21 protein-coding genes and 1 pseudogene are annotated in these 24,063 nt (G+C 71.3%); 7 read left to right on the top strand and 15 right to left on the bottom strand.

From position 1 onward, the window contains the following. Positions 1-3 precede the first annotated feature (3 nt). From PV963_RS38695 to PV963_RS38685, 3 genes are all read right to left on the bottom strand, one after another. Positions 4-1,728: a BCCT family transporter gene (locus PV963_RS38695; RefSeq protein ID WP_274821106.1), complete on the bottom strand. Its 1,725-nt coding sequence runs from the start codon at positions 1,726-1,728 to the stop codon at positions 4-6. Between the two features lie 82 nt (positions 1,729-1,810). Further along, a complete protein-coding gene (locus tag PV963_RS38690; protein ID WP_274822247.1) occupies positions 1,811-3,139 on the bottom strand; it encodes a M14 family metallopeptidase in 1,329 nt (442 codons plus the stop codon). A 23-nt stretch (positions 3,140-3,162) separates the two neighbouring features. After that, on the bottom strand, positions 3,163-5,118 hold the full coding sequence (locus PV963_RS38685) for a Xaa-Pro dipeptidyl-peptidase (protein WP_274821105.1): 1,956 nt from the start codon (positions 5,116-5,118) through the stop codon (positions 3,163-3,165). A gap of 201 nt (positions 5,119-5,319) precedes the next feature. On the opposite strand from PV963_RS38685, the gene PV963_RS38680 reads away from it, so the two are divergent. Continuing rightward, positions 5,320-6,861, top strand: a complete 1,542-nt coding sequence (locus PV963_RS38680) for a M1 family metallopeptidase (RefSeq protein ID WP_274821104.1) — start codon at positions 5,320-5,322, stop codon at positions 6,859-6,861. Between the two features lie 252 nt (positions 6,862-7,113). Beyond that, the gene (locus PV963_RS38675) at positions 7,114-8,007 is read left to right on the top strand and encodes an arginase family protein (RefSeq protein ID WP_274821103.1); all 894 of its coding nucleotides are present in this window, start codon (positions 7,114-7,116) and stop codon (positions 8,005-8,007) included. Between the two features lie 11 nt (positions 8,008-8,018). Here the strand turns inward: PV963_RS38675 and PV963_RS38670 are convergent, their stop codons facing one another. Both PV963_RS38670 and PV963_RS38665 read right to left on the bottom strand, forming a co-directional pair. Then, positions 8,019-8,498 carry a macro domain-containing protein gene (locus PV963_RS38670; protein ID WP_274821102.1) on the bottom strand — a complete coding sequence of 160 codons (480 nt, stop codon included), beginning with the start codon at positions 8,496-8,498 and terminating at the stop codon, positions 8,019-8,021. Between the two features lie 56 nt (positions 8,499-8,554). Continuing rightward, entirely contained in the window at positions 8,555-10,021 is a 1,467-nt protein-coding gene (locus tag PV963_RS38665) for an amino acid permease (RefSeq protein WP_274821101.1), read from the bottom strand. Between the two features lie 269 nt (positions 10,022-10,290). Between PV963_RS38665 and PV963_RS38660 the strand changes: the two genes are divergently transcribed. Next, positions 10,291-11,007, top strand: a complete 717-nt coding sequence (locus PV963_RS38660) for a MerR family transcriptional regulator (protein WP_274821100.1) — start codon at positions 10,291-10,293, stop codon at positions 11,005-11,007. Here PV963_RS38660 and PV963_RS38655 read toward each other — a convergent pair. The 4 genes from PV963_RS38655 to PV963_RS38640 form a co-directional block, all read right to left on the bottom strand. Beyond that, entirely contained in the window at positions 10,993-13,197 is a 2,205-nt protein-coding gene (locus tag PV963_RS38655) for a 3-hydroxyacyl-CoA dehydrogenase NAD-binding domain-containing protein (RefSeq protein WP_274821099.1), read from the bottom strand. The two genes, PV963_RS38660 and PV963_RS38655, sit on opposite strands and share 15 nt — an antisense overlap. A gap of 33 nt (positions 13,198-13,230) precedes the next feature. After that, the gene (locus PV963_RS38650) at positions 13,231-14,445 is read right to left on the bottom strand and encodes an acetyl-CoA C-acetyltransferase (protein WP_274821098.1); all 1,215 of its coding nucleotides are present in this window, start codon (positions 14,443-14,445) and stop codon (positions 13,231-13,233) included. Further along, positions 14,442-15,602 (bottom strand): CaiB/BaiF CoA transferase family protein, encoded by a 1,161-nt coding sequence (locus tag PV963_RS38645; RefSeq protein WP_274821097.1) that lies wholly within the window; start codon positions 15,600-15,602, stop codon positions 14,442-14,444. The genes PV963_RS38650 and PV963_RS38645 overlap by 4 nt, the downstream gene beginning before the upstream one ends. Before the next feature lie 109 nt (positions 15,603-15,711). Beyond that, complete coding sequence (locus PV963_RS38640) at positions 15,712-16,092, bottom strand: MmcQ/YjbR family DNA-binding protein (protein WP_274821096.1); 381 nt, start codon at positions 16,090-16,092, stop codon at positions 15,712-15,714. Between the two features lie 91 nt (positions 16,093-16,183). Between PV963_RS38640 and PV963_RS38635 the strand changes: the two genes are divergently transcribed. After that, positions 16,184-17,362, top strand: a complete 1,179-nt coding sequence (locus tag PV963_RS38635) for a saccharopine dehydrogenase family protein (RefSeq protein ID WP_274821095.1) — start codon at positions 16,184-16,186, stop codon at positions 17,360-17,362. Between the two features lie 41 nt (positions 17,363-17,403). Here the strand turns inward: PV963_RS38635 and mmpA are convergent, their stop codons facing one another. Continuing rightward, the gene (mmpA, locus tag PV963_RS38630) at positions 17,404-17,550 is read right to left on the bottom strand and encodes a morphogenic membrane protein MmpA (protein ID WP_010042861.1); all 147 of its coding nucleotides are present in this window, start codon (positions 17,548-17,550) and stop codon (positions 17,404-17,406) included. A gap of 180 nt (positions 17,551-17,730) precedes the next feature. On the opposite strand from mmpA, the gene PV963_RS38625 reads away from it, so the two are divergent. Continuing rightward, on the top strand, positions 17,731-17,925 hold the full coding sequence (locus PV963_RS38625) for a hypothetical protein (protein ID WP_274821094.1): 195 nt from the start codon (positions 17,731-17,733) through the stop codon (positions 17,923-17,925). Here PV963_RS38625 and PV963_RS38620 read toward each other — a convergent pair. The 3 genes and pseudogenes from PV963_RS38620 to PV963_RS38610 all read right to left on the bottom strand — a co-directional run. Beyond that, positions 17,913-18,206: pseudogene (locus tag PV963_RS38620) on the bottom strand (endonuclease V); the annotation flags it as partial. The gene PV963_RS38625 and the pseudogene PV963_RS38620 overlap by 13 nt on opposite strands. A gap of 92 nt (positions 18,207-18,298) precedes the next feature. After that, entirely contained in the window at positions 18,299-18,622 is a 324-nt protein-coding gene (locus tag PV963_RS38615) for a plasmid stabilization protein (protein ID WP_274821093.1), read from the bottom strand. A gap of 70 nt (positions 18,623-18,692) precedes the next feature. Next, positions 18,693-19,805 carry a WD40/YVTN/BNR-like repeat-containing protein gene (locus PV963_RS38610; protein ID WP_274821092.1) on the bottom strand — a complete coding sequence of 371 codons (1,113 nt, stop codon included), beginning with the start codon at positions 19,803-19,805 and terminating at the stop codon, positions 18,693-18,695. A gap of 247 nt (positions 19,806-20,052) precedes the next feature. On the opposite strand from PV963_RS38610, the gene PV963_RS38605 reads away from it, so the two are divergent. Next, entirely contained in the window at positions 20,053-20,469 is a 417-nt protein-coding gene (locus PV963_RS38605; RefSeq protein WP_274821091.1) for an SsgA family sporulation/cell division regulator, read from the top strand. A 15-nt stretch (positions 20,470-20,484) separates the two neighbouring features. Here PV963_RS38605 and PV963_RS38600 read toward each other — a convergent pair whose 3' ends face one another. After that, positions 20,485-21,315 carry an isocitrate lyase/PEP mutase family protein gene (locus PV963_RS38600; RefSeq protein WP_274821090.1) on the bottom strand — a complete coding sequence of 277 codons (831 nt, stop codon included), beginning with the start codon at positions 21,313-21,315 and terminating at the stop codon, positions 20,485-20,487. A 61-nt stretch (positions 21,316-21,376) separates the two neighbouring features. Further along, positions 21,377-22,030 (bottom strand): GOLPH3/VPS74 family protein, encoded by a 654-nt coding sequence (locus tag PV963_RS38595; RefSeq protein ID WP_274821089.1) that lies wholly within the window; start codon positions 22,028-22,030, stop codon positions 21,377-21,379. Positions 22,031-22,328: 298 nt separating this feature from the next. On the opposite strand from PV963_RS38595, the gene PV963_RS38590 reads away from it, so the two are divergent. Then, on the top strand, positions 22,329-23,954 hold the full coding sequence (locus PV963_RS38590; protein WP_274821088.1) for an ABC-F family ATP-binding cassette domain-containing protein: 1,626 nt from the start codon (positions 22,329-22,331) through the stop codon (positions 23,952-23,954). Positions 23,955-24,063 lie beyond the last annotated feature (109 nt).

Below are 24,063 nucleotides of genomic sequence, written 5' to 3'. Positions count from 1 at the left end.
GGGTCAGTGTTTGCCGATCGGGTCGCCCTCGACGTCCGGGCCGCGGCCCGGGCCGACGCGGAACTCGAAGTCGCCGTCGTACTTCTTGTGGCCTTCGATGACGGCCAGTTCCACCGCCTCGGAGCCCATCTGCTCGCGCACCATCACCGGGTCGCGGCGCAGGTCGCGCATGAGGGCCACGCACATGCCGACCATCACGACGACGAACGGGGCCGCCGCGAGGATCGTGAGGTTCTGCAGGCCTGTCAATGCGTCGCCCTGGCCGCTGCCGACCATGAGCATGATCGCGGCCACCGCACCGGTGACCACGCCCCAGAACACCACGACCATACGGCCCGGTTCGAGCGCGCCCTTCTGTGACAGGGTGCCCATGACGATCGACGCCGCGTCGGCGCCCGACACGAAGAAGATGCCGACGAGGACCATGACGAGCAGGCTCGTGGCGGTGGCGATGGGGAACTGCTGGAGCACGTCGAAGAGCTGGCCCTCCGGGGTCGCCTCCTTGCCGAGCCTGCCCTGTTCCTGCATCTTCATCGCCGAGCCGCCGAACACCGCGAACCAGATCAGGCTGACCGTGCTGGGCACGAGGATGACACCGCCGACGAACTGCCGGATCGTGCGGCCCCGGCTGATGCGGGCGATGAACATGCCCACGAACGGCGTCCAGGAGATCCACCACGCCCAGTAGAAGACGGTCCAGCTGCTCAGCCAGTCCGCGACACCCTCCCCGCCGCTGGCCTCCGTACGGCCGGCCAGCTGGGGCAGGTCGCCGAGGTAGGCGAAGACGGACGTGGGCAGCAGGTCGAGGACGATGATGGTCGGACCCGCCACGAACACGAACAGGGCGAGCACCAGCGCCAGCACCATGTTCGTGTTGGACAGCCACTGGATGCCGCGCTCCACGCCCGAGACCGCGGACGCGACGAAGGCCAGGGTCAGCACCGCGATGATCGTGACGAGCAGCCCGGTGCTCACCTTGTCCATCCAGTCCAGCTCCTGCACACCGGAGCCGATCTGAAGCGCGCCGAGCCCCAGGGACGCGGCGGAACCGAAGACGGTCGCGACGATCGCGAGGATGTCGATGACGCGGCCGACGGCGCCGTTCGCGTGCTTCTTGCCGATCAGCGGCGTGAACACGGCGCTGATGGTCTGGCGGCGGCGCCTGCGGAAGGTGCTGTAGGCGATGGCGAGGCCCACCACGGCGTAGATCGCCCAGGGGTGGAGCGTCCAGTGGAACAAGGTGGTGGCCATGGCCGTTTCCATGCGCTCACCGGAGTCGGCCGGGTCGCTGCCCGGCGGGGCCGTCGAGTAGTGCGACAGCGGCTCGCTCACGCCGTAGAACATCAGGCCGATGCCCATGCCCGCGCTGAACATCATCGCGACCCAGGACACCGTGCGGAACTCGGGCTCCTCGCCCTCGGCCCCGAGGTGGATACGGCCGTAGCGGCTGGCCGCGAGCCAGAGGGCGAACACGACGAAGGCGGAGGCGGCGAGCATGAACGCCCAGCCGCCGTTGTGCATCAGCCCGCTGAGCATGCTGGTGGAGACGTCTTCGAGCGAGTCGGTCGCCGCGGCTCCCCAGACCACGAAGGCGAGGGTGAGCACGGCCGTAACCCCGAAGACAATTCGGTCGGTTTTGGGACGTTCCTGACCAGGGAGGCCCGCTTCCGAACCCGGAAGCGCGGCCCCCGCTTGGTGGTCGCTTTCACTTGGTCGGTCGTGCGTCACAGGCGGCACCTTTCATTGGGACGTAGGAGGACCGTAAGTCCTCCGTAACGCCCCTACCACGTGTGGCGCAATTTCACCCTCCTCAACATGGCGTTTCCGGTTTCCCTGCCGTCAGGTGGTACGGTCCGCGCTCGTCGAGCAGCAACGGCACGAGCGCCCGCAGGGACTGGCGCAGGGGCACGAGCACTCCCTCGGCGTCCCGGCGTACGCGCACCCCGTGCAGCGCGAGCTCATCTCCCACCTCCGCGTACTGCGCGGCCGTGAGCCGGTAGCCGCAGGGCGGGTTCTGGATCACCTCGGCCGGTTCGGGCGCGTCGTTGTCGGCGCCGCCGACGTAGACGGGGCCGGTGGAGGCGTATCCCGCGAGCCGGGCCCTGCCCGTCGCCGCCTCGACCGCGCCGCGGCGCTGGTCGGCGTAACCGAACAGGCCGTCCAGCGCGTCCAGTTGAGAGGTGACCCGGCGGCGGTTGTTCAGCGCCTCGTCCGCCTTCTCGGCATCGGTGAGCGGGTCGACGCGGCTCTCGATGAGCAGTCCGATTCCATGCTTAATACCGGACATATTGCGCAAAATACGCTCCTGACCGTCTCCGGCGACCTGCTTGACCGGCTCGCCGGTCTCGGGGTCGGTCCAGATCCCGTAGGTGCCGGTCGAGTGGCCGGCCCGCTGCGCCGCGGGGCGGACGTACGCCTCGGAGAGGGTCTTCGCCTCGTCGTGGACCGCCTCGTGGGTGTTGAGGTTGCGCGGCCACAGGTCGAAGAGGTCCTTGTCGTAGTACGGGGGTGTGGCACCGTACTCGTGCAGGTCGTAGACGAGGTCGGGACGCTGGTCGCGGACGAGCTTCGCCAGCGCCCGGCCTTCGGCGGTCCGGAGCGCGAGGTGGTCGCGGTTGATGTCGACGCCGTCGCTGTTGCCCCGGGTGTCGGCGGCGCGGCCGTCGGGGTTGGCGGTGGGCACGACGAGGACCGTGGTGCGGTCCAGGAAGCGCCGGGTGCGGCTGTCACGGGCGTACGCGAGGTCGCGGACGGTGGTCAGACAGGCTTCGCGGCCGGCGGGTTCGTCGCCGTGCTGGGTGCACACGAGCAGCACCTTGTTGGGCGTCGGGTGGGTGCCGATCCGTACCAGCTGGAGCGGGCGGCCCTGCTTCGTCGTGCCGAAGCGGGTCATGGAGACGCGGCTGCTCGACCGGTCGACGGCTGTGAGGAAGTCCTGTTCCTCGGGCTGGGTGGTCCAGCGGGCACCGTTCGTCTGCTCGAAGCCGGTGCGGGGCGGGGAGTCGGTGGTGGCCTGGGCCGGGGTGGCGACCAGGGACGCGGCGACGGCCGCGGCGGTCAGGGTCAGGGCGCGGACGCGGGTCGTGGTCCTGCCTGCCGCCTTGCGGGCCGCGGGCCCGGGCGCGGTGGCGCCGGGCATGGTCCTGCCTGCGGTGTCGCGGGTCACTGGCTTCCTTCCGGGATGCGGTGAGTGGTCAGCGGATCCCGCACGCCGTCCAGGAGGGTGGCGTCGGGCGTGGCGGACGCGGCACCCGTGGTGGCGCGGGCGAAGGCGGTGGCTCCGCCGACGAACGGGACGCGCGCCGAGGTGCGGGACAGGTCGACGGTGAGCCTGGGGGTGTCCGCGGGAGGGTCGATGAGGTCCTTGTCGGTGCCCGCGACGATCAGCGCCAGGCGGTGGCCCTCGGGGACGACGTGGTCGGTGGCCGCCAGGTCGAGGGTGATCGTGTAGCGCTTGCCCGGGGTGAGCGGGGCACCCGTCAGGTCGGAGGCGTGGTTGCCGAGGTCGGCCCAGCCGCGGCTGACGATCGTGTAGTCGACGTCGGCCTTCTTCGCCTTCGTCTCCTTGAAGCAGGAGCTGTCGTCGGCGGTGCTCGCGCCCCAGCAGGTGCGGTCGGTGAGGGTGGTGATGCCCTCGCCCGCGTCGGCGTAGTCGCGGATGGTGGCGGGGCCGATGTCCACGAGGACGGCGGACAGATGGGCCGTCGGGGTGGAGGGCGTCGCGGTGACGGTGACCTCGGAGGAGCCGGACAGGCGCAGGTCACGGGTGAGCGGACCGGTGACGAAACCGGCCTTCTCCGGTGTCGGCTTGCCGATCTGCGCGGCCCAGTCGGTCTCGCTCAGCTTCGGGTCGTCGGTGAAGGTCTCGGTGCCGCGGCCGCGGTGCAGACCGAGGGTGCCGACGCCGGCCTGGGCGCCCCGGTCGGGGCGCAGGGTGGCGGCCCGGGTGCCGTTCGGCGGCCAGGTCTTCGAGGTGGTCCACTGGTCGGGCCGGCGTTCGATGTCGGCCATGGGCTCGCGGTCGATCCCGTTGTCGTAGCCCATGAGTTCGTGGTCGAACCAGCGGTGGAGGGTGTCGACCCATGCGCCGCGCCGGAAGTCGAAGGGGTCGACGTGGCCGGTCTGGGAGAGCCAGATCTTGCGCTCGACGCCGTTCTCGCCGAGGGCGTCCCACCACTGCCCGACGTGCTTCATCCGCACGTTGAGGTCCTGCATGCCGTGCACGAGGAAGACGCTGGCCTTGACCTTCCGCGCGGCCCTGACGTAGTCCCGCTCGGTCCACAGCGGGGTCCAGTCGCCGGTGCGCGGGGCCCCGTCGACGAGCTTTTGCTGCACGGCGGCGCACTTGGCGCGGGCGTCGGGGCTGTTGACGTAGTCGGAGAGCCGTTCGGGGCCGGAGTCGTAGAGCGGGGCGCCCTGCTGGAAGTAGTAGTCGTACCAGGAGGAGATGGCGCTGATCGGGACGATGGTCTTCAGTCCCTCGACGCCGGTCGCGGCAACGCCATTGGCGATGGTGCCGTCCCAGCTCTTGCCGATCATGCCCGTCCTGCCGTTGGTCCAGGCGGCCTTGGCGCGGGTGGTGCCGGTACGGGTCGTGTAGGCCCTGGCACGGCCGTTGAGCCAGTCGACGACGGCCTTCGCGGACTGGATGTCGGAGCGGCCGCCGACGTCGACACAACCGTCGGAGCGATTGGTTCCGGCCAGGTCGACGCCGACGAAGGCGTAGCCGCGGGGCACGAAGTAGTTGTCGTAGTACAGCGGCATCCGCGCGACGTCGCCGTTCGCGTCGTACGTCTTCTTCTGGCTCTCGTTGCCGCGCCCGCAGCAGGAGTAGTACGGGCTGGCGTCCATGATGACGGGGACCTTGCGGCCCTGTCGGGCGGGTTCGCGGGGGCGGACGATGTCCACGGCGACCCGGTCGGCCTTTCCGTCGCGGTCGCCGTCGAGTCCGGTGTCCACCCAGACGGCCTCGCGGATGGCGTCGTCGTACGAGTGGACGGGACGGCTCTCGCGCGGGGCGGCGTCCGCCGCGGCCGGGGTGAGCAGCGTGGCCAACAGGGCGGCCGAGGCCGCCGTCGCGAGCGGTCTCCAGGTCGTGAAGCGCGTGCGTTTCGGCATGCGGCGGACGCTACATCGGTCAACTCCTGTTCAGAAGAGGGCAGCTGACGGACCGGCGTGTCCGGGATGGCCCCAAGGGCCCGGTGTCTCATGTCGGCCGAATGGCGATCGTGTGACAGCAGGGGCCATGGACATGATCAGGGACACAGGGAGCCAATAAGCTCCGGACAGACTTCGGGACCCTACGACTTGGAGTTTTGCGTGCACCGCAGAATCATCGCGCCGGGAGCCCTGGCCGCGGCCGTTCTCCTGCTGGCGATCCCGGCATCGGCCGCGCCCCGCTCCCCCGGCGCACCGGGGATCGGTGACCCCTACTACCCGGCCTACGGCAACGGCGGTTACGACGTCTCCCACTACGACCTCAGGCTGAAGTACCAGCCGGCCACGGACGAACTCGAGGGCACGGCGACCCTCGTGGCCCGCACCACGCAGGACCTGTCCGGCTTCAACCTGGACTTCCTGCTGGACGTCGGCGAGGTGCGTGTCAACGGCGCGAAGGCGTCGTTCAGGACGTCGGGCGAGCACGAGCTGGAGATCACCCCGAAGACTCCGCTGGCCAAGGGCACGCCCGTCACGGTCGTCGTGCGCTACCGCGGCGTGCCGTCGTCGAAGAAGGCGTACGGCTTCACCAGCTGGCACCGCACCCCGGACGGGGGCGTCGCGGCGAACGAGCCCGAGGCGGCGGCGTGGTGGTTCCCGAGCAACGACCACCCGCTCGACAAGGCCACCTACGACGTGTCGGTGCTGGTCCCCGACGACACACAGGCCATCTCCAACGGCACGCTCCAGTCGACGAGTTCACGCCTCGGCTGGACCCGCTGGAACTGGCGCTCCGACAAACCGCAGGCCACCTACCTCGCCACGCTCGCGGTCGGCAAGTTCGACATCACGACCGGCACCACCGAGAGCGGCATTCCGGTCCTCAACGCCTACAGCAAGGACCTGGGCGGCCACGCCGGCGCGGCGCGGGCGAGCATCGAACGGACCGGGGAGATCGCCGACTGGCTGACCGGCTACTTCGGGCCGTACCCCTACAACGCGCTCGGCGGATACGTGCCGAACACCACCACCGGGTACGCGCTGGAGACCCAGACCCGGCCGTACTACAGCCCGCGGCAGTTCGCGAACGGGTCGAACGTCACCCTCGTCGTCCATGAGCTGGCCCACCAGTGGTACGGCGACGACGTGTCGCTCAAGCACTGGAAGGACATCTGGATCAACGAGGGCTTCGCACGGTACGCGCAGTGGCTGTGGTCCGAGCACGAGGGCGAGGGCACGGCACAGGAACTCGCCGACTACGTGTACGCCTCGCATCCGGCTGACGACCCGTTCTGGACGGTGAAGCCCGGCGACCCTGGGCCGGAGAACCAGTTCGACATCGCGGTGTACGACCGGGGCGCACTGGCCGTCCAGGCGCTGCGCAACGAGATCGGCGACGAGGCGTCCTTCGCGATCCTCAAGGGCTGGCCGCGGAAGTACGCCCACGGCAACGCGTCGGTCGCCGACTTCCAGCGGTACGCCGAGGAGGTGTCCGGCAAGCCCCTGGCCGCTCTGTTCGACACGTGGCTGTACCAGCCGTCGAAGCCGGGGGCGCCGGCGGCTCGGGCCGCGGCGGTCGCGAAGGCCGACGGGACGGTGGCGCAGCCGAAGTCGTGGAAGAAGATCGCGGCGACGAACGGTGTGCACGAGCACGCGGGTGCGGACCATGCGGACCACGGGGAACACGAGGGGCACGGGCACTGAGGTGCTTTGTTCCGCCCTGGCTGCGGGCAATCGTGCCGCTGGGGCGATGGGGGTCCCCCCTGCTCGAGCGAAGCCGAGAGCTTGGGGGAGGATGGGCGCAGCGGCACCTCGTCGCGCCGAGCTGCGCAACGCCCTCCCAGTCGCGCACGCACCTGGCGTGCTGAACGCCGCCCCTCGGCCTACGGTGGGCCCATACGCACTGGCCGTATGGGCCCGGCGGCGTGAACAAGGCTGCTGACGAAGGAGCCTGAGGTGCGGAACCTGGCGATCATCGAGGCCCCGTCCGTACTCGGGCTGCGCCCGACCGGCGTCGAGGATCTCCCGACGGCATTGCTCGAAACCGGGCTGGCCGAGGCCCTCGGAGCGGTACCGGCGGGGCGAGTCGAGCCGCCCGCGTACGACCCGAAGCGGGATGTGGACACCGGTGTCCTGAACCCCGGCGGCATCGCCGCATACTCCACCGCACTGGCCGACACCGTAGCCGGTGTCCTCGACGACGGCCGGTTCCCCGTCGTGCTGGGCGGCGACTGCAGCGTGCTGCTCGGCAACCTGCTCGCGCTGCGCCGCCGGGGCCGGCACGGTCTGCTGTTCCTCGACGGGCACACCGACTTCTACCAGCCCTCGGCGGAACCGGCCGGTGAGGTGGCCTCCATGGAGCTCGCCCTCGCCACCGGGCGCGGTCCGCGCGTGCTGGCCGACCTGGAGGGCCGGGGTCCGCTGGTACGGGACGAGGACGTCGTCGCGCTGGGGTTCCGGGACGCGGAGGAGTCCGCGGCGTACGGGATGCAGCCGCTGCCGTCCGCGCTGCACGCGCTGGAGCTGGACACCGTGCGCGCCCTGGGGGCGGGCGAGGCGGCCCGGCGCGCGGTCGGGCTGCTGACCGGCGACGGCGCGGGCGCCGGGTACTGGATCCACCTCGACGTCGACGTACTGGACGACGCGGTCATGCCCGCCGTCGACTACCGGCTCCCGGACGGGCTGACCTGGCAGGAGCTGGAGACCGTCCTGCGCACGGCCCTGTCCGGCGGCGGTGCCGTCGGCCTCGACGTGGCGATCTTCAACCCCCGGCTGGACCCCGGCGCGGCGATCGCGCAGCGCCTCGGCGACTGTCTGGTCCGGGCGTTCGACAGGGACGGCCAGGGCTGAGCCGAGGCCGGTCAGTCCCCGTGGTCGTACACCGTCACCTGTATCCCCCGCCGTATCAGCCGCTCCTCGATCAACGGCTCGACCCGGGACCACCTGCCGCCGGCGAGACCGCAGCCGATGCGGGGCATATGGACGGTCGCGCCCAGGTCGCCGGCCCGTTCGGCCAGGGCCTCCAGCGCCGAGTCGATCGCCTCGTAGCGGACGGGGACGCCCTTGCTGCCGGTCCTGGTGCCGCGCTGGCCGATCATGTTGGCCACCCACACGTACCGCTCGACCTGGACGAGCTGCACCGCGCCCAGCCCGAAGTCGTTCGCCGCGCGGCCGCGGTGCCACGCCCGGTACGCCGCCTCCGGCTCGGGCCAGCGGCGCGATATCGCCAGGACGAAGCCCTTGCCCCAGCCCCCGATGTCGTTGCAGACATGGGCGATGACCTTGACGCCCTTCACCGACGGAACGGTGGCGTCACCCCGGACATACCTGATCCCCGACATGACGCCACCGTAGGCGCTCCCACTGACAGTGGCCCTGGCCTGCTGCTTCCTGCCCGCTACTTCGTGAACTGCGACAGCTCCTGGTCGGCCGTCTGCGACACCCGGCGGCGGATGCCGAACCAGCCCGCGACCAGCGCGACCGCGATCAGCGGGATGAGCAGCAGCGTCTTGCGGCCGACCTCCGGGTCGTTCCACATCATGCCGAGGCAGGCCAGCAGGAAGGCGATCGTGGTGATCTCCGTGACGGGGCTGCCGGGGAGGCGGAAGGAGGGGCGGGTGACCAGGCCCGCCTTGGCGCGGCGGACGAAGACCAGGTGGCAGATCATGATGATCACCCAGGTGCTGATGATGCCGAGCGAGGCGACGTTCAGCACGATCTCGAAGGCCTGGGCCGGCACGAGGAAGTTCAGGCCGACGCCGAGCACGCACACCGCGCAGGTCAGCAGGATGCCGCCGTAGGGGACCTGGCTGCGGTTCATGCGGGCGGTGAACTTCGGTGCGGAGCCGGCCATCGCCATGGAGCGCAGGATGCGGCCCGTGGAGTACAGGCCCGAGTTCAGCGAGGACATCGCGGCGGTCAGCACGACCAGGTTCATCACGTCGCCCGCCGCCGGGACGCCGATCTTCGACAGCACCGTGACGAAGGGGCTCTGGTCGGCCGAGTAGAGCGAGCCGGGGAGCAGGAGGGCCAGCAGGACGACCGAGCCGACGTAGAAGAGGCCGACCCGCCACATGATCGAGTTCACCGCGCGCGGGACGACCTTCTCCGGCTCGGCGGTCTCGCCCGCGGCGACACCGACCAGCTCCAGCGCGGCGTACGCGAAGATCACGCCCTGCATGACGAGGACGACGGGCATCATGCCGTGCGGGAAGACGCCGCCGTTGTCGGTGATGACACTCAGGCCCGGCGTCTGGCCGCCCACCTCGTGCTGGGTGGCCAACAGGAAGATGCCGATGAACATGAAGCCGACCAGCGTCGCGACCTTGATGATCGCGAACCAGAACTCCATCTCGCCGAAGATCTTCACCGAGATCAGGTTCACGGCCAGCACGACCGCGAGGGCGGCCAGCGCGAGCACCCACTGCGGGATGTCGGTGAACATGCTCCAGTAGTGCGTGTACAGCGCGATCGCGGTGATGTCGGCGATGCCGGTGGTCGACCAGTTCAGGAAGTACATCCAGCCGGCGACGTAGGCGCCCTTCTCGCCGAGGAACTCGCGCGCGTACGACACGAAGGAGCCCGAGGAGGGGCGGTAGAGCACGAGCTCGCCGAGGGCCCTGACCACGAAGAAGGCGAAGATGCCGCAGACCAGGTAGGCGATCGCCAGTGCCGGGCCCGCGTTGTGGAGGCGACCGCCGGCTCCGAGGAAGAGGCCGGTGCCGATGGCCCCGCCGATGGCGATCATGTTGACGTGGCGGGCCTTGAGGTCCTTGCTGTACCCGGCGTCGCCCGCGTCCGCGGGCACCTGGGCCGCATCGGTACGCGGCGTGGCCGCAGCCGTGTTCACGGCGTCCTTGCTCACGGGTGGTTCCACTCTCTGGATCGCCCCGGACGTCGTGGGCCCGGGGTCCGTACAGTGCAGTGGCCCGTACCACCCTTGTGACGCGGCACAGACCGAGGCAGCACCTTCCCACACCGAGTCGCTCGCACACGGTGACGAGCATCACAGAGCGTCACTTCTTACAAGATCCACCAGGGAGAGGCACAGCCGCCCCTCGGCATTCACTTCATGGTCATGAAGGGATGCGGACGAGGTTTCACAGCACTGGTGAGACAGCGATACTGCTGCACATGACGACCGACACCGAGGAACCGACCCTCACGATCGACGAACTGGCGGCCCGGGCCGGTGTCACGGTGCGCACGGTCCGTTTCTACGGCACGAAGGGGCTGCTGCCGCCGCCGGTGCTCGGCCCCCGGCGCGTGGGGCACTACGGGCGGGAGCATCTGGCCCGGCTGGCGCTGATCGAGGAGTTGCAGCACCAGGGCATGACGCTGGCGGGCATCGATCGGCATCTGCGCCAGTTGCCGCCGGACCTGACCGCGCGCGACCTCGCCGTGCACCGGGCGGTGGTCGCCTCCTGGGCGCCGGACGCCGTCGAGACGGTCACGCGGGAGGAACTGGAGCGGCGGGCCGGGCGGCCGCTCGGCGACGAGGACGTCGAGCGGCTGGTCGCGATGGACGTGCTCCGGCCAGGGGACGACGGGTACGAGGCCGACCTCGGTCTGCTGCGGCTGGGCGTCGGGCTGCTGGACGTGCCGCTCTCCCAGGAGGCGATCTTCGCGGCGCGCAAGGTTCTCCTGGAACACTCGCGCGCCGCGGCCCGTGAACTCTCCCGGCTCTTCCGCGGCGAGGTGGCGGAGCGCGACGCGCGGGACGTGCGGTCCCTGTCCGCTCACATACACCCCCTGGTGGTGCAGGCGCTCCTCACCGCCTTTCAGCGGTCGCTGAAGGAAGAGCTGGGCGAATGGCTGACCAAGCCTTCAGGCACGTCAGGCTCGGACTGAGTCGCTGAACCGCTCCCCCTTCTCCGCCTTCTCCACCAGCAGCGCGGGCGGGTTGAAGCGGTCGCCGTACCGCTCGGCGAGTTCACGCGCGCGTGCCACGAATCCGGGCAGGCCGACCCCTGCCCCGGCGCCGCCGTCGTAGCCGTTGATGTACTGGAGCACGCCGCCCGTCCAGCCCGGGAAGCCGATGCCGAAGATCGAGCCGATGTTGGCGTCGGCGACGGAGGTGAGCACGCCCTCCTCCAGCAGCCGGACGGTGTCCAGCGCCTCGGAGAAGAGCATGCGCTCCTGCATGTCCTCGAACGGGATCCGGTACCCGGGCTTGGTGAAGTGCTCGCGCAGGCCCGGCCAGAGTCCGGTGCGCTTGCCGTCCTCCCCGTAGTCGTAGAAGCCGGCGCCGCCGCTGCGTCCCGTGCGGCCGAACTCGTCGACCATGCGGTCGATGACGGCCTCGGCGGGGTGGGCCGTCCAGGTGCCGCCCGTCTCCTCGACCGCCCGCTTCGTCTCGGCGCGGATCTTTCGGGGCAGGGTCAGCGTCAGCTCGTCCATCAGGGACAGCACCTTGGCCGGGTAGCCCGCCTGGGCGGCGGCCTGTTCGACCGACGCGGGCTCGATGCCCTCGCCGACCATGGCGACACCCTCGTTGATGAAGTGGCCGATGACGCGGGAGGTGAAGAAGCCGCGCGAGTCGTTCACGACGATCGGGGTCTTGTTGATCTGCCGGACCAGGTCGAAGGCGCGGGCCAGGGCCTCCTGCCCCGTGCGCTCGCCCTTGATGATCTCGACGAGCGGCATCTTGTCGACCGGCGAGAAGAAGTGCAGTCCGATGAAGTCGGCCTGGCGTTCGACGCCCTCGGCGAGCGCGGTGATGGGCAGGGTGGAGGTGTTGGAGCACAGCAGCGCGTCGGGCGCCACGACGTGCTGGATCTCCTGGAACACCTTGTGCTTGAGGGACGTGTCCTCGAAGACGGCCTCGATGACGGCGTCGCAGCCCGCCAGGTCCCGCACCTCGGCGGTGGGGATGATGCGGGCGAGCAGCGCGTCGGCCTTCTCCTGCGTCGTACGGCCCTTGGCGACGGCCTTGGCGCAGAGCTTCTCGGAGTAGCCCTTGCCCTTGACGGCCGCCTCCAGGGAGACGTCCTTGAGGACGACGTCGATGCCGGCGCGGGCACAGGAGTAGGCGATGCCCGCGCCCATCATCCCGGCGCCGAGGACGGCGACCTTGCGGACCTGGCGGGGCTCGACGTCCTTGGGGCGGTTGGCGCCGGAGTTGACGGCCTGGAGGTCGAAGAAGAAGGCCTGGATCATGTTCTTCGACGTCTGCCCGGCCGCGAGCTCCACGAAGTAGCGGGCCTCGATGACCTGGGCCGTCTCGAAGTCGACCTGGGAGCCCTCGACGGCTGCGGCGAGGATGCCCCGCGGGGCCGGGTAGGGGGCGCCGTTCGTCTGCTTGCGCAGGGTGGCCGGGAAGGCGGGCAGGTTCGCCGCGAACTTGGGGTTCGCGGGGGTGCCGCCCGGGATCTTGTACCCCGGCTTGTCCCAGGGCTGCTGCGACTCGGGGTTGGCGTCGATGAAGGCGCGGGCCTTTTCGAGGAGTTCCTCCTGGGTTTGCGCCACCTCGTCGACGAGGCCGTTCTCCAGGGCGCGGCGCGGGCTGTACTGGGTGCCCTGGAGGAGGACCTTCAGCAGGGCGTCGGCGATGCCGAGCAGGCGGACGGTGCGCACGACGCCGCCGCCTCCGGGCAGCAGGCCGAGGGTGACCTCGGGACAGCCGATCTTGGAGCCGGGCGCGTCGAGGGCGACGCGGTGGTGGCAGGCCAGGGCGATCTCGTAACCCCCGCCCAGGGCGGCGCCGTTGAGCGCGGCGACGACCGGCTTGCCGAGGGTCTCGATGCGGCGCAGGTTCCGCTTGATGGCCATGCCGCCGTCGAACAGCTCCTGGGCCGTCTCGGGCGTGACCCGGATCAGGTCGCGCAGGTCGCCGCCGGCGAAGAAGGTCTTCTTCGCCGAGGTGATGATGACGCCCCGGATGGTGTCCTTCTCTGCCTCCAGGCGGTCGGTGACGGCCGCGAGCGAGTCGCGGAACGCCTGGTTCATGGTGTTCGCGGACTGGTTCGGGTCGTCGATGACGAGGGTGACGAGGCCGGTGCGGTCCTGTTCCCAGCGGATGGTGGTGGACTCAGTGCTCATGTGGAGTGCTCCGTGTGATCCGTCGGGAGGTGGTCAGATGCGCTCGACGATGGTCGCGACGCCCATGCCGCCGCCCACGCACAGCGTGGCGAGGCCGTAGCGCTTGTCCTGGCGCTCGAGTTCGTCGACGAGCGTGCCGAGGATCATGGCGCCGGTCGCGCCGAGGGGGTGGCCGAGCGCGATCGCGCCGCCGTTGACGTTGACCTTGTCCAGGGACAGGCCCATGTCCCGCACGAAGCGCAGCACGACCGCCGCGAACGCCTCGTTGATCTCGACGAGGTCGATGTCGTCGATGGTCAGTCCGGCCTTGGCGAGGGCCTTGCGGGTGGCGGGGGCGGGGCCGGTGAGCATGATGGTGGGCTCGGAGCCGGAGACGGCGGCGGAGACGATCCGCGCGCGGGGCGTGAGGCCGTAGCGCTCGCCGACCTCCTTGGAGCCGATCGCGACGAGCGAGGCGCCGTCGACGATGCCGGAGGAGTTGCCCGCGTGGTGGACGTGGTCGATCTTCTCCACCCAGTGGTACTGCTGGAGCGCGACCGCGTCGAAGCCGCCGAGTTCGCCGATGTCCGCGAAGGACGGCTTCAGCTTGGCGAGCGAGTCGGCGGTGGTGCCGGGGCGCATGTGCTCGTCGTGGTCGAGGACGACGAGACCGCTGCGGTCCTTCACCGCTACGACGGACTTCTCGAAGCGGCCTTCCTTCCAGGCGGTGGCCGCCCGCTCCTGGGAGAGGGCCGCGTACTCGTCGACGTCGCGCCGGGAGAAGCCCTCGATGGTGGCGATCAGGTCGGCGCCGATGCCCTGCGGCACGAAGTTGACCTGGAGGTTGGTCATCGGGTCGTTGAACCAGGCGCCGCCGTCGGAGGCCATCGGCACCCGGGACATCGACTCGACACCACCCGCGAGCACCAGGTCCTCCCAGCCCGAACGGACCTTGGCGGCGGCCAGGTTGACGGCCTCCAGGCCCGAGGCGCAGAAGCGGTTCTCCTGCACGCCGGCCACCGTGTCGGGCAGCCCCGCGGCGATGGCGGCGATCCGGGCGATGTCGGAGCCCTGGTCGCCGACCGGGCCGACGACGCCGAGCACGATGTCGTCGACGGCAGCCGGGTCCAGGTCCGGGAAGCGGGCGCGGATCTCGTGGATGAGTCCGACGACCAGGTCGATGGGCTTGGTGCCGTGCAGGGCGCCGCCTGCCTTGCCGCGCCCGCGCGGGGTGCGGATCGCGTCGTAGACATACGCTTCGGTGCTCACGAGGAGGCCTTTCGCTGAGGGTTTCGGGACGCTGGGAGCAGCCCGGGAACGTCCCAGTCCCGGGCGACGTCCGCCGTGTCGGCGCCCGGCCGGGCCGGGCCGGTGCGGACGGAGGTCGGGGTCGCGCAGAAGCGGGGGGCCGGGGCGGGCTGGGTGATGCCGCCGTGGTCGGTGAAGGTGCCGCGGGCGGCCAGGTGCGGGTGGTGCGGTGCCTCGCGCAGCGACAGGACGGGCGCCACGCACGCGTCGGTGCCCTCGAAGACGGCCGTCCACTCGTCCCTGGTCCGGGTCTTGAAGCGGGCGGCGATCTGTTCGCGCAGCTCACCCCACCGGGTGACGTCCTTGCGGGCGGCGGACTGGCCCTCGACGCCGAGGCGGGCGAGGAACTCCTCGTAGAACCGCGGCTCCAGGGCGCCGACGGCCATGTGCCGGCCGTCGGCAGTGTCGTACGTGCCGTAGTACGGGCAGCCGCCGTCCAGGAGGTTGGCGCCGCGGCGGTCCTGCCAGCCGCCGGCGGCGAGCATGCCGTGGATCATCGTGGCGAGATGGGAGACGCCGTCGACGATGGCGGCGTCGACGACCTGCCCGGTGCCGGTCGCGCGGGCGTGGTGCAGGGCGGCGAGGACGCCGACGACGAGGTAGAGGGAGCCGCCCGCGTAGTCGCCGAGCAGGTTGGCCGGGACCGCCGGCGGCTCGTCCGGCCGGCCGATCATGCCGAGCGTGCCGGTGGGGGCGATGTACGCGATGTCGTGCCCGGCGCGGTCGGCGAGCGGGCCGTCCTGGCCCCAGCCGGTCATCCGACCGTAGACGAGCGCCGGGTTGCGGGCGTGGCAGGGCTCGGGTCCCACGCCGAGGCGCTCGGCGACGCCGGGGCGGTAGCCCTCGACCAGGACGTCGGCCCGCGCGGCGAGGTCGAGCACACGGGCGGGGCCGTCCGGGGACTTCAGGTCGACGACCACCGAGCGCTTGTTGCGGTTGGTGACGTCGCACGCCGGGTCGATCCCGAGGCCGGGGCCGCCGGGGCGGTCCACGCGCACGACGTCGGCGCCGAGGTCGGCCAGGAGCATGGCGGCGAACGGGCCGGGCCCGATACCGGCCAGCTCGACGACGCGCACGCCGGTCAGCGGGCCGTGTCCTGGCGTCCTTGCCGTGGCCATCCAGCCCCCAGTGCTGTGACACATCTGATGTAACACCAGTGATGCTAAGAACACGTTCCACTCGACACAAGACCTGAACGAGCAAGCGCTTAGCAATCTGCCCGACGCGTCAGTTCCCGTCCAGTTCCGCTATCAGCCGCTTGGGAGCGATCACCCGGTAGCTCTCCTCCACCCAGTCGCAGAGCACCTCCGCGGCCGGGGCGTCCTGCCGCTCCAGGGGGATGCTCACCCAGCCCGCCCTGCCCAGGCCGTATCCGGCGGGCTCGGCGCCGGGGCAGGCCAGCGCGTGCGCGTGGGCCGTCTCGTCCTTGAGCTTCACCGTCATACCCAGGGGGTAGCTGCCGTCCTCGACGCCGAGGAAGACGAACACCTTCTTGTTGACCTTCGCGACGGACTCACCCCAGGGGAACTCCTCGACGGCACCCGGCAGCCCCAGCGCGAACGCGCGCACTTTCTCCCACTTCTTCAGGGCATTCCTGGGCACGGCCATCGTCGTCCTCCGGGCTCGTCGTCGGGCTCCGCACTCCTCACGCTAGCCTCGGCCACCGACAGCGGCACGGGCTGCACGACCGAGGGGTGTCATGAGCAGGCTGAACAGGACCGACCGTCCGTACGACATCGTGCTCTTCGGAGCCACGAGTTTCGCCGGAACGCTCACCGCGGAGTACCTCGCGGCCCACGCGCCCGAGGGGCTGCGGTGGGCGATCGCGGGCCGCAGCGCCGAGAAGCTGGAGCGGCTGCGGGAGCGGCTGCCCGGCGGCGCGGAGGTCGGGGTGTTGCGGGCGGACGTCTCCGACCCCGCCTCGGTGCGCGCCCTCGCCGAGCACGCGCGCGTGGTGGCCACGACGGTCGGCCCGTACATCACGTACGGCGAGGAACTCGTCGCCGCTTGCGCGGACACCGGGACCGACTACCTCGACCTGTGCGGCGAGCCCGAGTTCGTGGACCTGATGTACGTCCGGCACGACGCACGCGCGCGTGAGACCGGGGCACGGCTGGTGCACGCCGCCGGCTTCGACTCGATCCCGCACGACCTGGGCGTGTACTTCACCGTGCGGCAGCTGCCCGAGGACGTGCCGCTGACCGTGGAGGGTTTCGTGACCGCCGACGCCGCGTTCTCGGGCGGGACCTTCGCCTCCGCGCTCAACCAGTTCGCGCGGCAGCGGGAGATGGCAGCGGCCGCGCGGGACCGGCGGCGGCACGAGCCGCGGCTGGTGGGCCGGCGGGCGTCGGCACCCGCGGGTGCGCCGCGGTTCGCCAAGGAGGTGGGCGCGTGGGCGCTGCCGATGCCGACGATCGACCCGCAGATCGTGCGGCGGTCGGCCTCGGCCCTCGACCGGTACGGTCCCGACTTCCGCTACCGGCAGTACGCGGCCGTCCGGCACCTGCCCGTCGCGGTGGGCGGTGTGGCGACCGTCGGCGCCCTGGTGGCGGCGGCCCAGGTGCCGCCGGCGCGGCGCTGGTTGTCCGGCCGGCTCAGGCCCGGGGACGGGCCGAGCCCCGAGAAGCGGGCGAAGAGCTGGTTCTCCCTGCGCTTCGTGGGCGAGGGCGGCGGCCGGCGGGTGTACACGGAGGTCTCGGGCGGCGATCCCGGCTACGACGAGACGGCGAAGATGCTCGCCGAGTCGGCGCTGTGCCTGGCCTTCGACGACCTTCCGGAGACGGCGGGTCAGGTCACCACGGCGGTGGCGATGGGCGACGCGCTGCTCGGCCGGCTGCGCGCGGCGGGCATCCGCTTCCGCGTCGCGTCGACCCACTGAAGGTCCTACAGCGACCAAAGGTCCTACAGCGGCCAAAGGTCCTACAGCGGCCACTCGGCGATGGTGTAGATCATGCCGGCGATCCAGCCGAGCCCCGCCAGCACGGCGAGGATCAGCCCTATGGTGACGGCCCGCTCGACGGTCTGGGTCGGGCCGGCAACAGGCTTGGGGGCGCGGTGCGTTGTCATGCGCCCCAGCCTGCCGACGGGGGTGGGGGCCAGGCATCCGTACAGGTACTCAGAGCCGGTACTCAGATCTGCCGCCCCGCCCTGGGTAGACCCCTCCCCCCGGTTTGAGACTTTCCGCCTTCCACTCCTGGCGACAGCTCGAAAAGTGCCAAGAAGGAGTTCAATGAAACCATTGAAGGCATGAAGTTCCTTCTCGAAGTCACCATGGACGACGCGGCGTTGACCGAGGACCCCGCGGGCGAGCTGGGCCGGATCCTCAGGTACTGGGGCGGCAATCTGCGCCACTACGCGCTCCGGCCCGGGGACGGGTCGGTCATCTACGACTCGGAGTACCGCGAGGTGGGCCGCTGGCGCGTGGCCGATCAGGCGGAATAGGTCTCCCGCAGCGCCTTCCGGCAGAGCGCGTCCGCCCTGCGCGTGGTCTCGGGGAGGCGGTACTCGGGGGCCAGCGCGAGGGTGTGGGCGCAGGCGTTCGTCAGGGTCACACGGTGGCCGACGGAGACGAAGACCGGCTTGACGCCGTCGCGGGTGCGCAGAGCGCGGCCGACCTCCTCGGAGCCGGCGAGCAGCGCGGTGGTGCTGCCGCGCGGGGTCTCCGGGTCGTCGTAGGCGAAGGTGAAGGGGTTCTTGGCGACGCCGATCAGGCCGGTCAGGACGTCGGGCTGCTGAGCCTACGGGCCGCTGCGCCCAGGGGTCGCACGAAGGCCGGCGGGGCTCAGGAGTCCCGCCGGCCTCGGGGGCTTGCGACTCACTTGCCCAGCGCGCGCTGGAGCTGGCTCTTGTTCATGTTGGAACGGCCCTCGACGCCGCGGCGCTTGGCCTCCTGGTACAGCTGGTCGTAGGTGGGGCCCTGGGAGCCCTGGCCGGACCGCTGGCCGCCGCGCTTGCCGGACGACATGTCCTTGGTGGAGGTACGGCTGGCCGTCTTCGACTCGCCGGAGCGGGCGCGTTCCTTGTTCACCGTCCGCCCGGCGATCTCCTTGGCGCGGCCGGTGCTCTCGCCCCGGTCCTGCGCACTCTTCTTGATGTGCTCGTACTGGCGCTCCCGCTTGGAGCTCGAACCGCGTGGCATGACCGCTCACTTCCTTTCAGCTTCAGTGAACGAGTACCCACACTGCCAACAATCAGGACATACCGCATGCTCAATGCTCCAGGCGGGCAACCCGCCCCTTTTCGCCGGCGGCCCAGCACCCTTGGTCCGGGGTGCAGTCGACGGTGTCGTAGGAGCCCGTGTCGACCGTGCGCCAGGTGCGGCCGGCGTCCGTGGTGAGGTCGGTGCCGGTGGGGCCGACGGCGAGGGCGGCGGTGCGGCTGTGCGGGAGCCAGGCGACGCCGGAGCGGTAGGCAGGCGGGGGCGCGGCGGCGGTGCGCCAGGTGCGGCCCCCGTCGCCGGTGCGCGCGGCGGCGTTCGGTGAGGGCCGGTCGGCGGTGAAGTCGCCGCCGACGGCGAGACCGTGGGTGCGGTCGCGGAAGGCCAGTGCGAAGACGCCGCGGGCCGGGTCGCCCGCCGGGAGGGGCGTGTCGGTGGCCGTCCAGGTGTGGCCCCGGTCGGCGGAGTGCAGCACGCGCGCGTGCGCGGCCCCTCCGGTGGCGAGCCAGACGTCCTTCGGCCCGGAGGCGACCAGGCACTGGCCGCTCGCGGCGAATCCGGCCTCGCCCTCCTGCGCGGCCGGCATGCCCTCGTCCGGCAGCACCTTCCAGGTGCGGCCGCCGTCGCGGGTCGACAGGATGCGGAACCTCCCGTCCACCGGGTCGCTCATCGCGAGGCCGTGGCGGTGGTCGAAGAAGGTGAGGCAGTCGTAGAAGGCCTTCGGGTCGGGGTTGCGGAAGGACTCCGTCCAGGTCGCTCCGCCGTCGTCGGTGCGGTACACGCGGGACGCCTCGCCCTCGCCGATGGCCAGGACCACGGCCCGGCGCGCATCGAACGCCTCGACGTCCCGGAACTGCAACTCCGCCGCACCCGGGGGCGAGACGTTCCGCCAGGTGGCGCCGCCGTCGGTGGTGCGCAGGACGGTGCCGGAGGTCCCGGCGAGCCAGGCGGTGTCCCGGCTGACGGCGGACAGGCCGCGGAACCGTACGCCGGGGGCGCCGGTGTCCTTGAGTTCCCAGTGCGGCACCCGGCGCTCCGGCTCGTGCGCCTGCGCCGGTACGGCTGTCAGGGCCGCGAGTGCGACCAGTGCCGCCACGCCCGCCGCCACTCCGGTCGCCCTGCTCCGTGTCCGTCCCGTCGGTCGCGTGCTCCCCAAGCGCCTCATGGCCGGCGAAGCTAGCCCACCGCCCCGGCGCCGTCCAGATGGCCTCGCGGACGCTCCGGGTGTTCCGGCGCGCGCCACAAATGCCCTGCGGGGCACACGAGGAGAGCCACGTCACTCCGGTGCATGAACGCGGTGACAGAGGTCACTCGCCATTCGTGTGCACGGATCGGCTGATTCCGTCGTCTCTTCCAGTGCCCCGGTCTCATACGCCCGGAAGTCCGTCCAGCCGTCACAAGGGAGCAAGGCGTTGTCCTTCGTCATCGAGCAGCCCGTGGAGGCCCGCCTCGTCGCCGCCGCGCCGCGTATGCCGAACATTCCCGCGACGCTCCACTACGACCGACGTGATCCGTTCGCCGTCCGCATGACCTTCCCCGCCCCGGCCACGCTGGAGGGCGTCGAGGTCTGCTGGACCTTCTCCCGCGAGCTGCTCGCCGCGGGCCTCAAGAACGCCGAGGGCCACGGCGACGTGCGGGTGCGGCCGTACGGGTACGACCGTACGGTGCTGGAGTTCCACGCCCCCGAGGGCACCGCCGTCGTACACGTCCGCTCCAGCGAGGTGCGCCGGTTCCTTCAGGCCACGAGCGAGCTGGTGCCGGTCGGCCTGGAGCACCTCCAGCTGGATCTGGACCACGGCCTGGCGGAGCTGATGCGCGACGCGTGCTGAGCCGCGCGTGCCGAGCTAACGTCCCCGCTCCAGCAGGGCGTTGATCTCGCCGTAGTCGAGTCCGTCCGCCAGTGACCGGTACGTCCCCGTGTCCAGCAGCTCCCGCGCGGCCCGGCGGACCAGGGCGTGGGCGGCCTGGGCGACGCCCGAGCCCACGCTGACCCGGGCGACGCCCAGGGCGGCCAGTTCGGCGACCGTCGGGGCGCCGGGTCCTGCCATGACGTTCAGCGGCCCGTCGACGCCGTTCACCAGTTCCTTGACGATTCCCGGGTCGACGGCCCCGGGGACGAAGATGCCGTCGGCGCCGGCGGAGCGGAAGGCGGCGGCCCGTTCCAGGGTGAGGTCCACTCCCCCGGCGCCGCTCAGGAAGGTGTCGGTCCGGGCGTTGACGAACAGCGGCACGCCTGCGGCGTCGGATGCCTCGCGGACGGCGGCGATCCGTTCGGCCTGCTCTCCGACGTCCCGCAGCGGACCGCCCGCTCCGGCGCCGTACAGCGCGTCCTCGATGTTCACCCCCACCGCTCCCGCGGCGAGGACCGCGCGGACGGTATCGGCGACGCCCTCGGTGTCCTCGGCGTAGCCGCTCTCGATGTCCGCCGTCACGGGGACGGTCACGGCCTCGGCGATCCGGGCGACGGCGGCGAGGGCCGTGGCACGGTCCACCCGCTCGCCGTCCGGCGCGCCGAGCGCCCAGACGAGCCCGGCGCCGGTCGTCGCCACCGCCGCCGCACCGGCGTCCTCGACGAGCCGGGCGCTCACCGCGTCCCAGGCGTTGGGCAGGACCAGCGGGGTCCCGGGGACGTGCAGGGCGCCGAAGGCCAGGGCTCGATCGGTCTGGTTCGTCATGCGGGCAACTCAACCAGCGGCTGATGGCCCGTGGCTGGCAGGAATCCGACGTGGACGCGAGTCAGGGTGGAGCGGTCGCCGTCGCCGTCGCGGCGAGCGCCGTACGGATCTCGCGGACGATCTCGCCGAGCCCGGGCGCCGACGCCACGGCACGCTCCGCCAGCTCCCGCAGGCGCGGCTCGTGGGCGCGGACGTCTGCTGCGGGGAGCAGTTCCGCCGAGGCGGCCAGCGTCACGACCGCCGCGTCCCGCTCGCAGACCTCGGCGACCGGCACCGGCCCCTGGAGGGCCTGACGCGTCTCCTCCCGCAGCGCCTCCACGACGGCGGCGCGCTCCAGCGCGTACTCCACGGACGGGAACACCCCGAGGACCCGCTTCTTCTCCGCCCGCAGATACCCCTCGGCCACCAGTTGCTCCCGCACCGCGTCGAGGGTCACCCGAGACCGCAGCGTCACCCAGGTCCGCCAGGGGTGCGGGCACGACTCGCGGACGAGTTCCAGCAGCCCGTCGAGGACCGCGTCACCCGTGCGGGAGTCCAGGTCGACCGGCGTGGCGATGCCGTCCTCGTCGACGAGCAGTCCGCGCCGGGCCAGCTCGGTGAGGGCACCGGCCCGTACCGGGCCGGGCGGATGCGCGGCGCCGGTGCCCGCCGCCCGCGCGGGGTCCCAGGCCAGCAGGCAGAGCCTGGCCGGCAGCGAGAGCGGGCCGTTGGGCACGGGGCCTCCTCGGGGCCGGGAGATCGGGTTCCACGTTAATTCGTTGACAGGCCCGACGCCCCCTCGTACGTTGTACAGCGTCCTGTTGCCGCCGATTGGAGAAGGACGTTGCTCGTCTGAGGTCCTGAGACACCGCGTCACCCACATCAGGTGGGTGCGCTGCGTGCGACCTCGGCGTTCGAGCCGTCCTGAGCGGTACGGGGATTTTCTCATGCCCCTGGAGCCCTCCGTCCTGGTCGCAGGTGTCTCGATACGCGTTTGCCCCTGACCGCATCAAGCAACCGCGAAAGAGGCCCGCATGCCTACTTCCATCACCGTCACCTCCCTCGCCTTCACCTGGCCCGACGGCACCCCCGTCTTCGAGGACCTCGACGTCTCCTTCGGCCCGGGCCGGACCGGCCTGGTCGGCGTCAACGGGTCGGGGAAATCAACCCTGTTGAAGCTGATCGCCGGTGAACTCGCCCCGGCCGACGGCACCGTCCGCGTGCTCGGCGAGATCGGGTACCTACCGCAGAACGTCACCCTCGACACCACCCTGCGCGTCGACGAGGCGCTCGGCATCGCAGAGCGGCGGGCCGCGCTGCACGCCATCGAGGCGGGTGACGTGGCCGAGGCGCACTTCGAGACCGTCGGCGACGACTGGGACGTAGAGGAGCGCGCCCTGGCCACACTCGGAGAACTCGGCCTCGGGCACGTCGAGTTGGACCGCACGATCGGCGAGGTGTCGGGCGGCGAGTCGGTACTGCTGCGGCTGGCCGCGCTGCTGCTGCGCCGGCCCGACGTGCTGGTGCTGGACGAGCCGACCAACAACCTCGACCTGTACGCGCGCAGGCGGCTGTACGCGGCCGTCGAGTCCTGGCCGGGCGTGATGGTAGTCGTCAGCCACGACCGGGAACTGCTGGACCTGGTCGACCAGATCGCGGACCTGCGCTCCGGCGAGGTGACCTGGTACGGCGGCAACTACTCCGACTACGAGGAGGCCCTCGCGATCGAACAGGAGGCGGCAGAGCGCATGGTGCGCGTCGCCGAGTCCGACTTCCGCAGGCAGAAGCGGGAACTGACGGACGCCCAGGTGAAGTTGGCGCGTCGCAAGCGGTACGCCCAGAAGATGTACGACACCAAGCGCGAACCCCGGGCCGTCATGAAGCTGAAGAGCCGCGCGGCCCAGGTATCCGCGGGCAAGCACCGGATCATGCACGAGGAGAAGCTCGCCGAGGCCAGGGAGCGGCTGGACGAGGCGGTGGAGGCCGTGCGGGACGACGACGAGATCCGCGTCGACCTGCCGTACACGGCGGTGCCGCCGGGGCGTACGGTCCTCACCCTCCAGGATCTCGGGCTCCGGTACGGCGCCCGGGTGAAGGGCGGTCTCGACCTGCGCGGTCCCGAGCGGGTCGCGCTGGTCGGACGCAACGGCGCGGGCAAGACCACGCTGCTGCGCACGATCACCGGGGAGCTGGCTCCCGAGTCGGGCGAGGTGCAGGCGCACGTCCCGCTGCGGTTCCTGCCGCAGCGGCTCGACGTCCTCGACGGGGAACTGACGGTCGCCGAGAACGTCGCCCGGTTCGCGCCGGCCGCCACCAAGAACCGGGTCCGGGCGCGGCTGGCCCGCTTCCTGTTCCGGGGCGCCCGGGCCGACCAGAAGGCGGCGACGCTGTCCGGCGGCGAACGCTTCCGGGCGGCGCTGGCCGCGCTGATGCTGGCCGAGCCCGCGCCGCAACTGCTCATGCTGGACGAGCCGACCAACAACCTCGACATGGCGAGCGTGCGGCAGCTGACCACGGCGCTGGAGTCGTACGAGGGGGCGCTGATCGTGGCCAGTCACGACCTGCCGTTCCTGGAGTCGATCGGCATCACGCGCTGGCTGCTGCTGGAGGACGGAGAACTGAAGGAAATCACGCCAGAGGCTGTCGGGTTTTCCGCCTAGCGTCGCCGGCATGACCGGCTTCCAGCACGATGTCGTCAGGCGCGATGCCGTCACGCACGATGTCATCACCCTGACCGGAGCCCGCGAGAACAACCTCCTGTGGATTTGC

The organism is Streptomyces coeruleorubidus, assembly GCF_028885415.1.
In the GTDB taxonomy this organism is placed as follows: domain Bacteria; phylum Actinomycetota; class Actinomycetes; order Streptomycetales; family Streptomycetaceae; genus Streptomyces; species Streptomyces coeruleorubidus_A.
The sequence above is the reverse complement of the archived record's forward strand: the minus strand, read 5'-3'. Positions and strand labels throughout refer to the sequence as shown.

What these genes read in the sequence shown, in the direction of transcription:
- PV963_RS38690 (WP_274822247.1), bottom strand. Translation starts at nt 3,139, where the DNA reads ATGCCCGGCGCCACCGCGCCCGGGCCCGCGGCCCGCAAGGCGGCAGGC.
- PV963_RS38685 (WP_274821105.1), bottom strand. Translation starts at nt 5,118, where the DNA reads ATGCCGAAACGCACGCGCTTCACGACCTGGAGACCGCTCGCGACGGCG.
- PV963_RS38670 (WP_274821102.1), bottom strand. Translation starts at nt 8,498, where the DNA reads ATGTCGGGGATCAGGTATGTCCGGGGTGACGCCACCGTTCCGTCGGTG.
- PV963_RS38660 (WP_274821100.1), top strand. Translation starts at nt 10,291, where the DNA reads ATGACGACCGACACCGAGGAACCGACCCTCACGATCGACGAACTGGCG.
- PV963_RS38655 (WP_274821099.1), bottom strand. Translation starts at nt 13,197, where the DNA reads ATGAGCACTGAGTCCACCACCATCCGCTGGGAACAGGACCGCACCGGC.
- PV963_RS38645 (WP_274821097.1), bottom strand. Translation starts at nt 15,602, where the DNA reads ATGGCCACGGCAAGGACGCCAGGACACGGCCCGCTGACCGGCGTGCGC.
- PV963_RS38640 (WP_274821096.1), bottom strand. Translation starts at nt 16,092, where the DNA reads ATGGCCGTGCCCAGGAATGCCCTGAAGAAGTGGGAGAAAGTGCGCGCG.
- PV963_RS38635 (WP_274821095.1), top strand. Translation starts at nt 16,184, where the DNA reads ATGAGCAGGCTGAACAGGACCGACCGTCCGTACGACATCGTGCTCTTC.
- mmpA (WP_010042861.1), bottom strand. Translation starts at nt 17,550, where the DNA reads ATGACAACGCACCGCGCCCCCAAGCCTGTTGCCGGCCCGACCCAGACC.
- PV963_RS38625 (WP_274821094.1), top strand. Translation starts at nt 17,731, where the DNA reads ATGAAGTTCCTTCTCGAAGTCACCATGGACGACGCGGCGTTGACCGAG.
- PV963_RS38615 (WP_274821093.1), bottom strand. Translation starts at nt 18,622, where the DNA reads ATGCCACGCGGTTCGAGCTCCAAGCGGGAGCGCCAGTACGAGCACATC.
- PV963_RS38610 (WP_274821092.1), bottom strand. Translation starts at nt 19,805, where the DNA reads ATGAGGCGCTTGGGGAGCACGCGACCGACGGGACGGACACGGAGCAGG.
- PV963_RS38600 (WP_274821090.1), bottom strand. Translation starts at nt 21,315, where the DNA reads ATGACGAACCAGACCGATCGAGCCCTGGCCTTCGGCGCCCTGCACGTC.
- PV963_RS38590 (WP_274821088.1), top strand. Translation starts at nt 22,329, where the DNA reads ATGCCTACTTCCATCACCGTCACCTCCCTCGCCTTCACCTGGCCCGAC.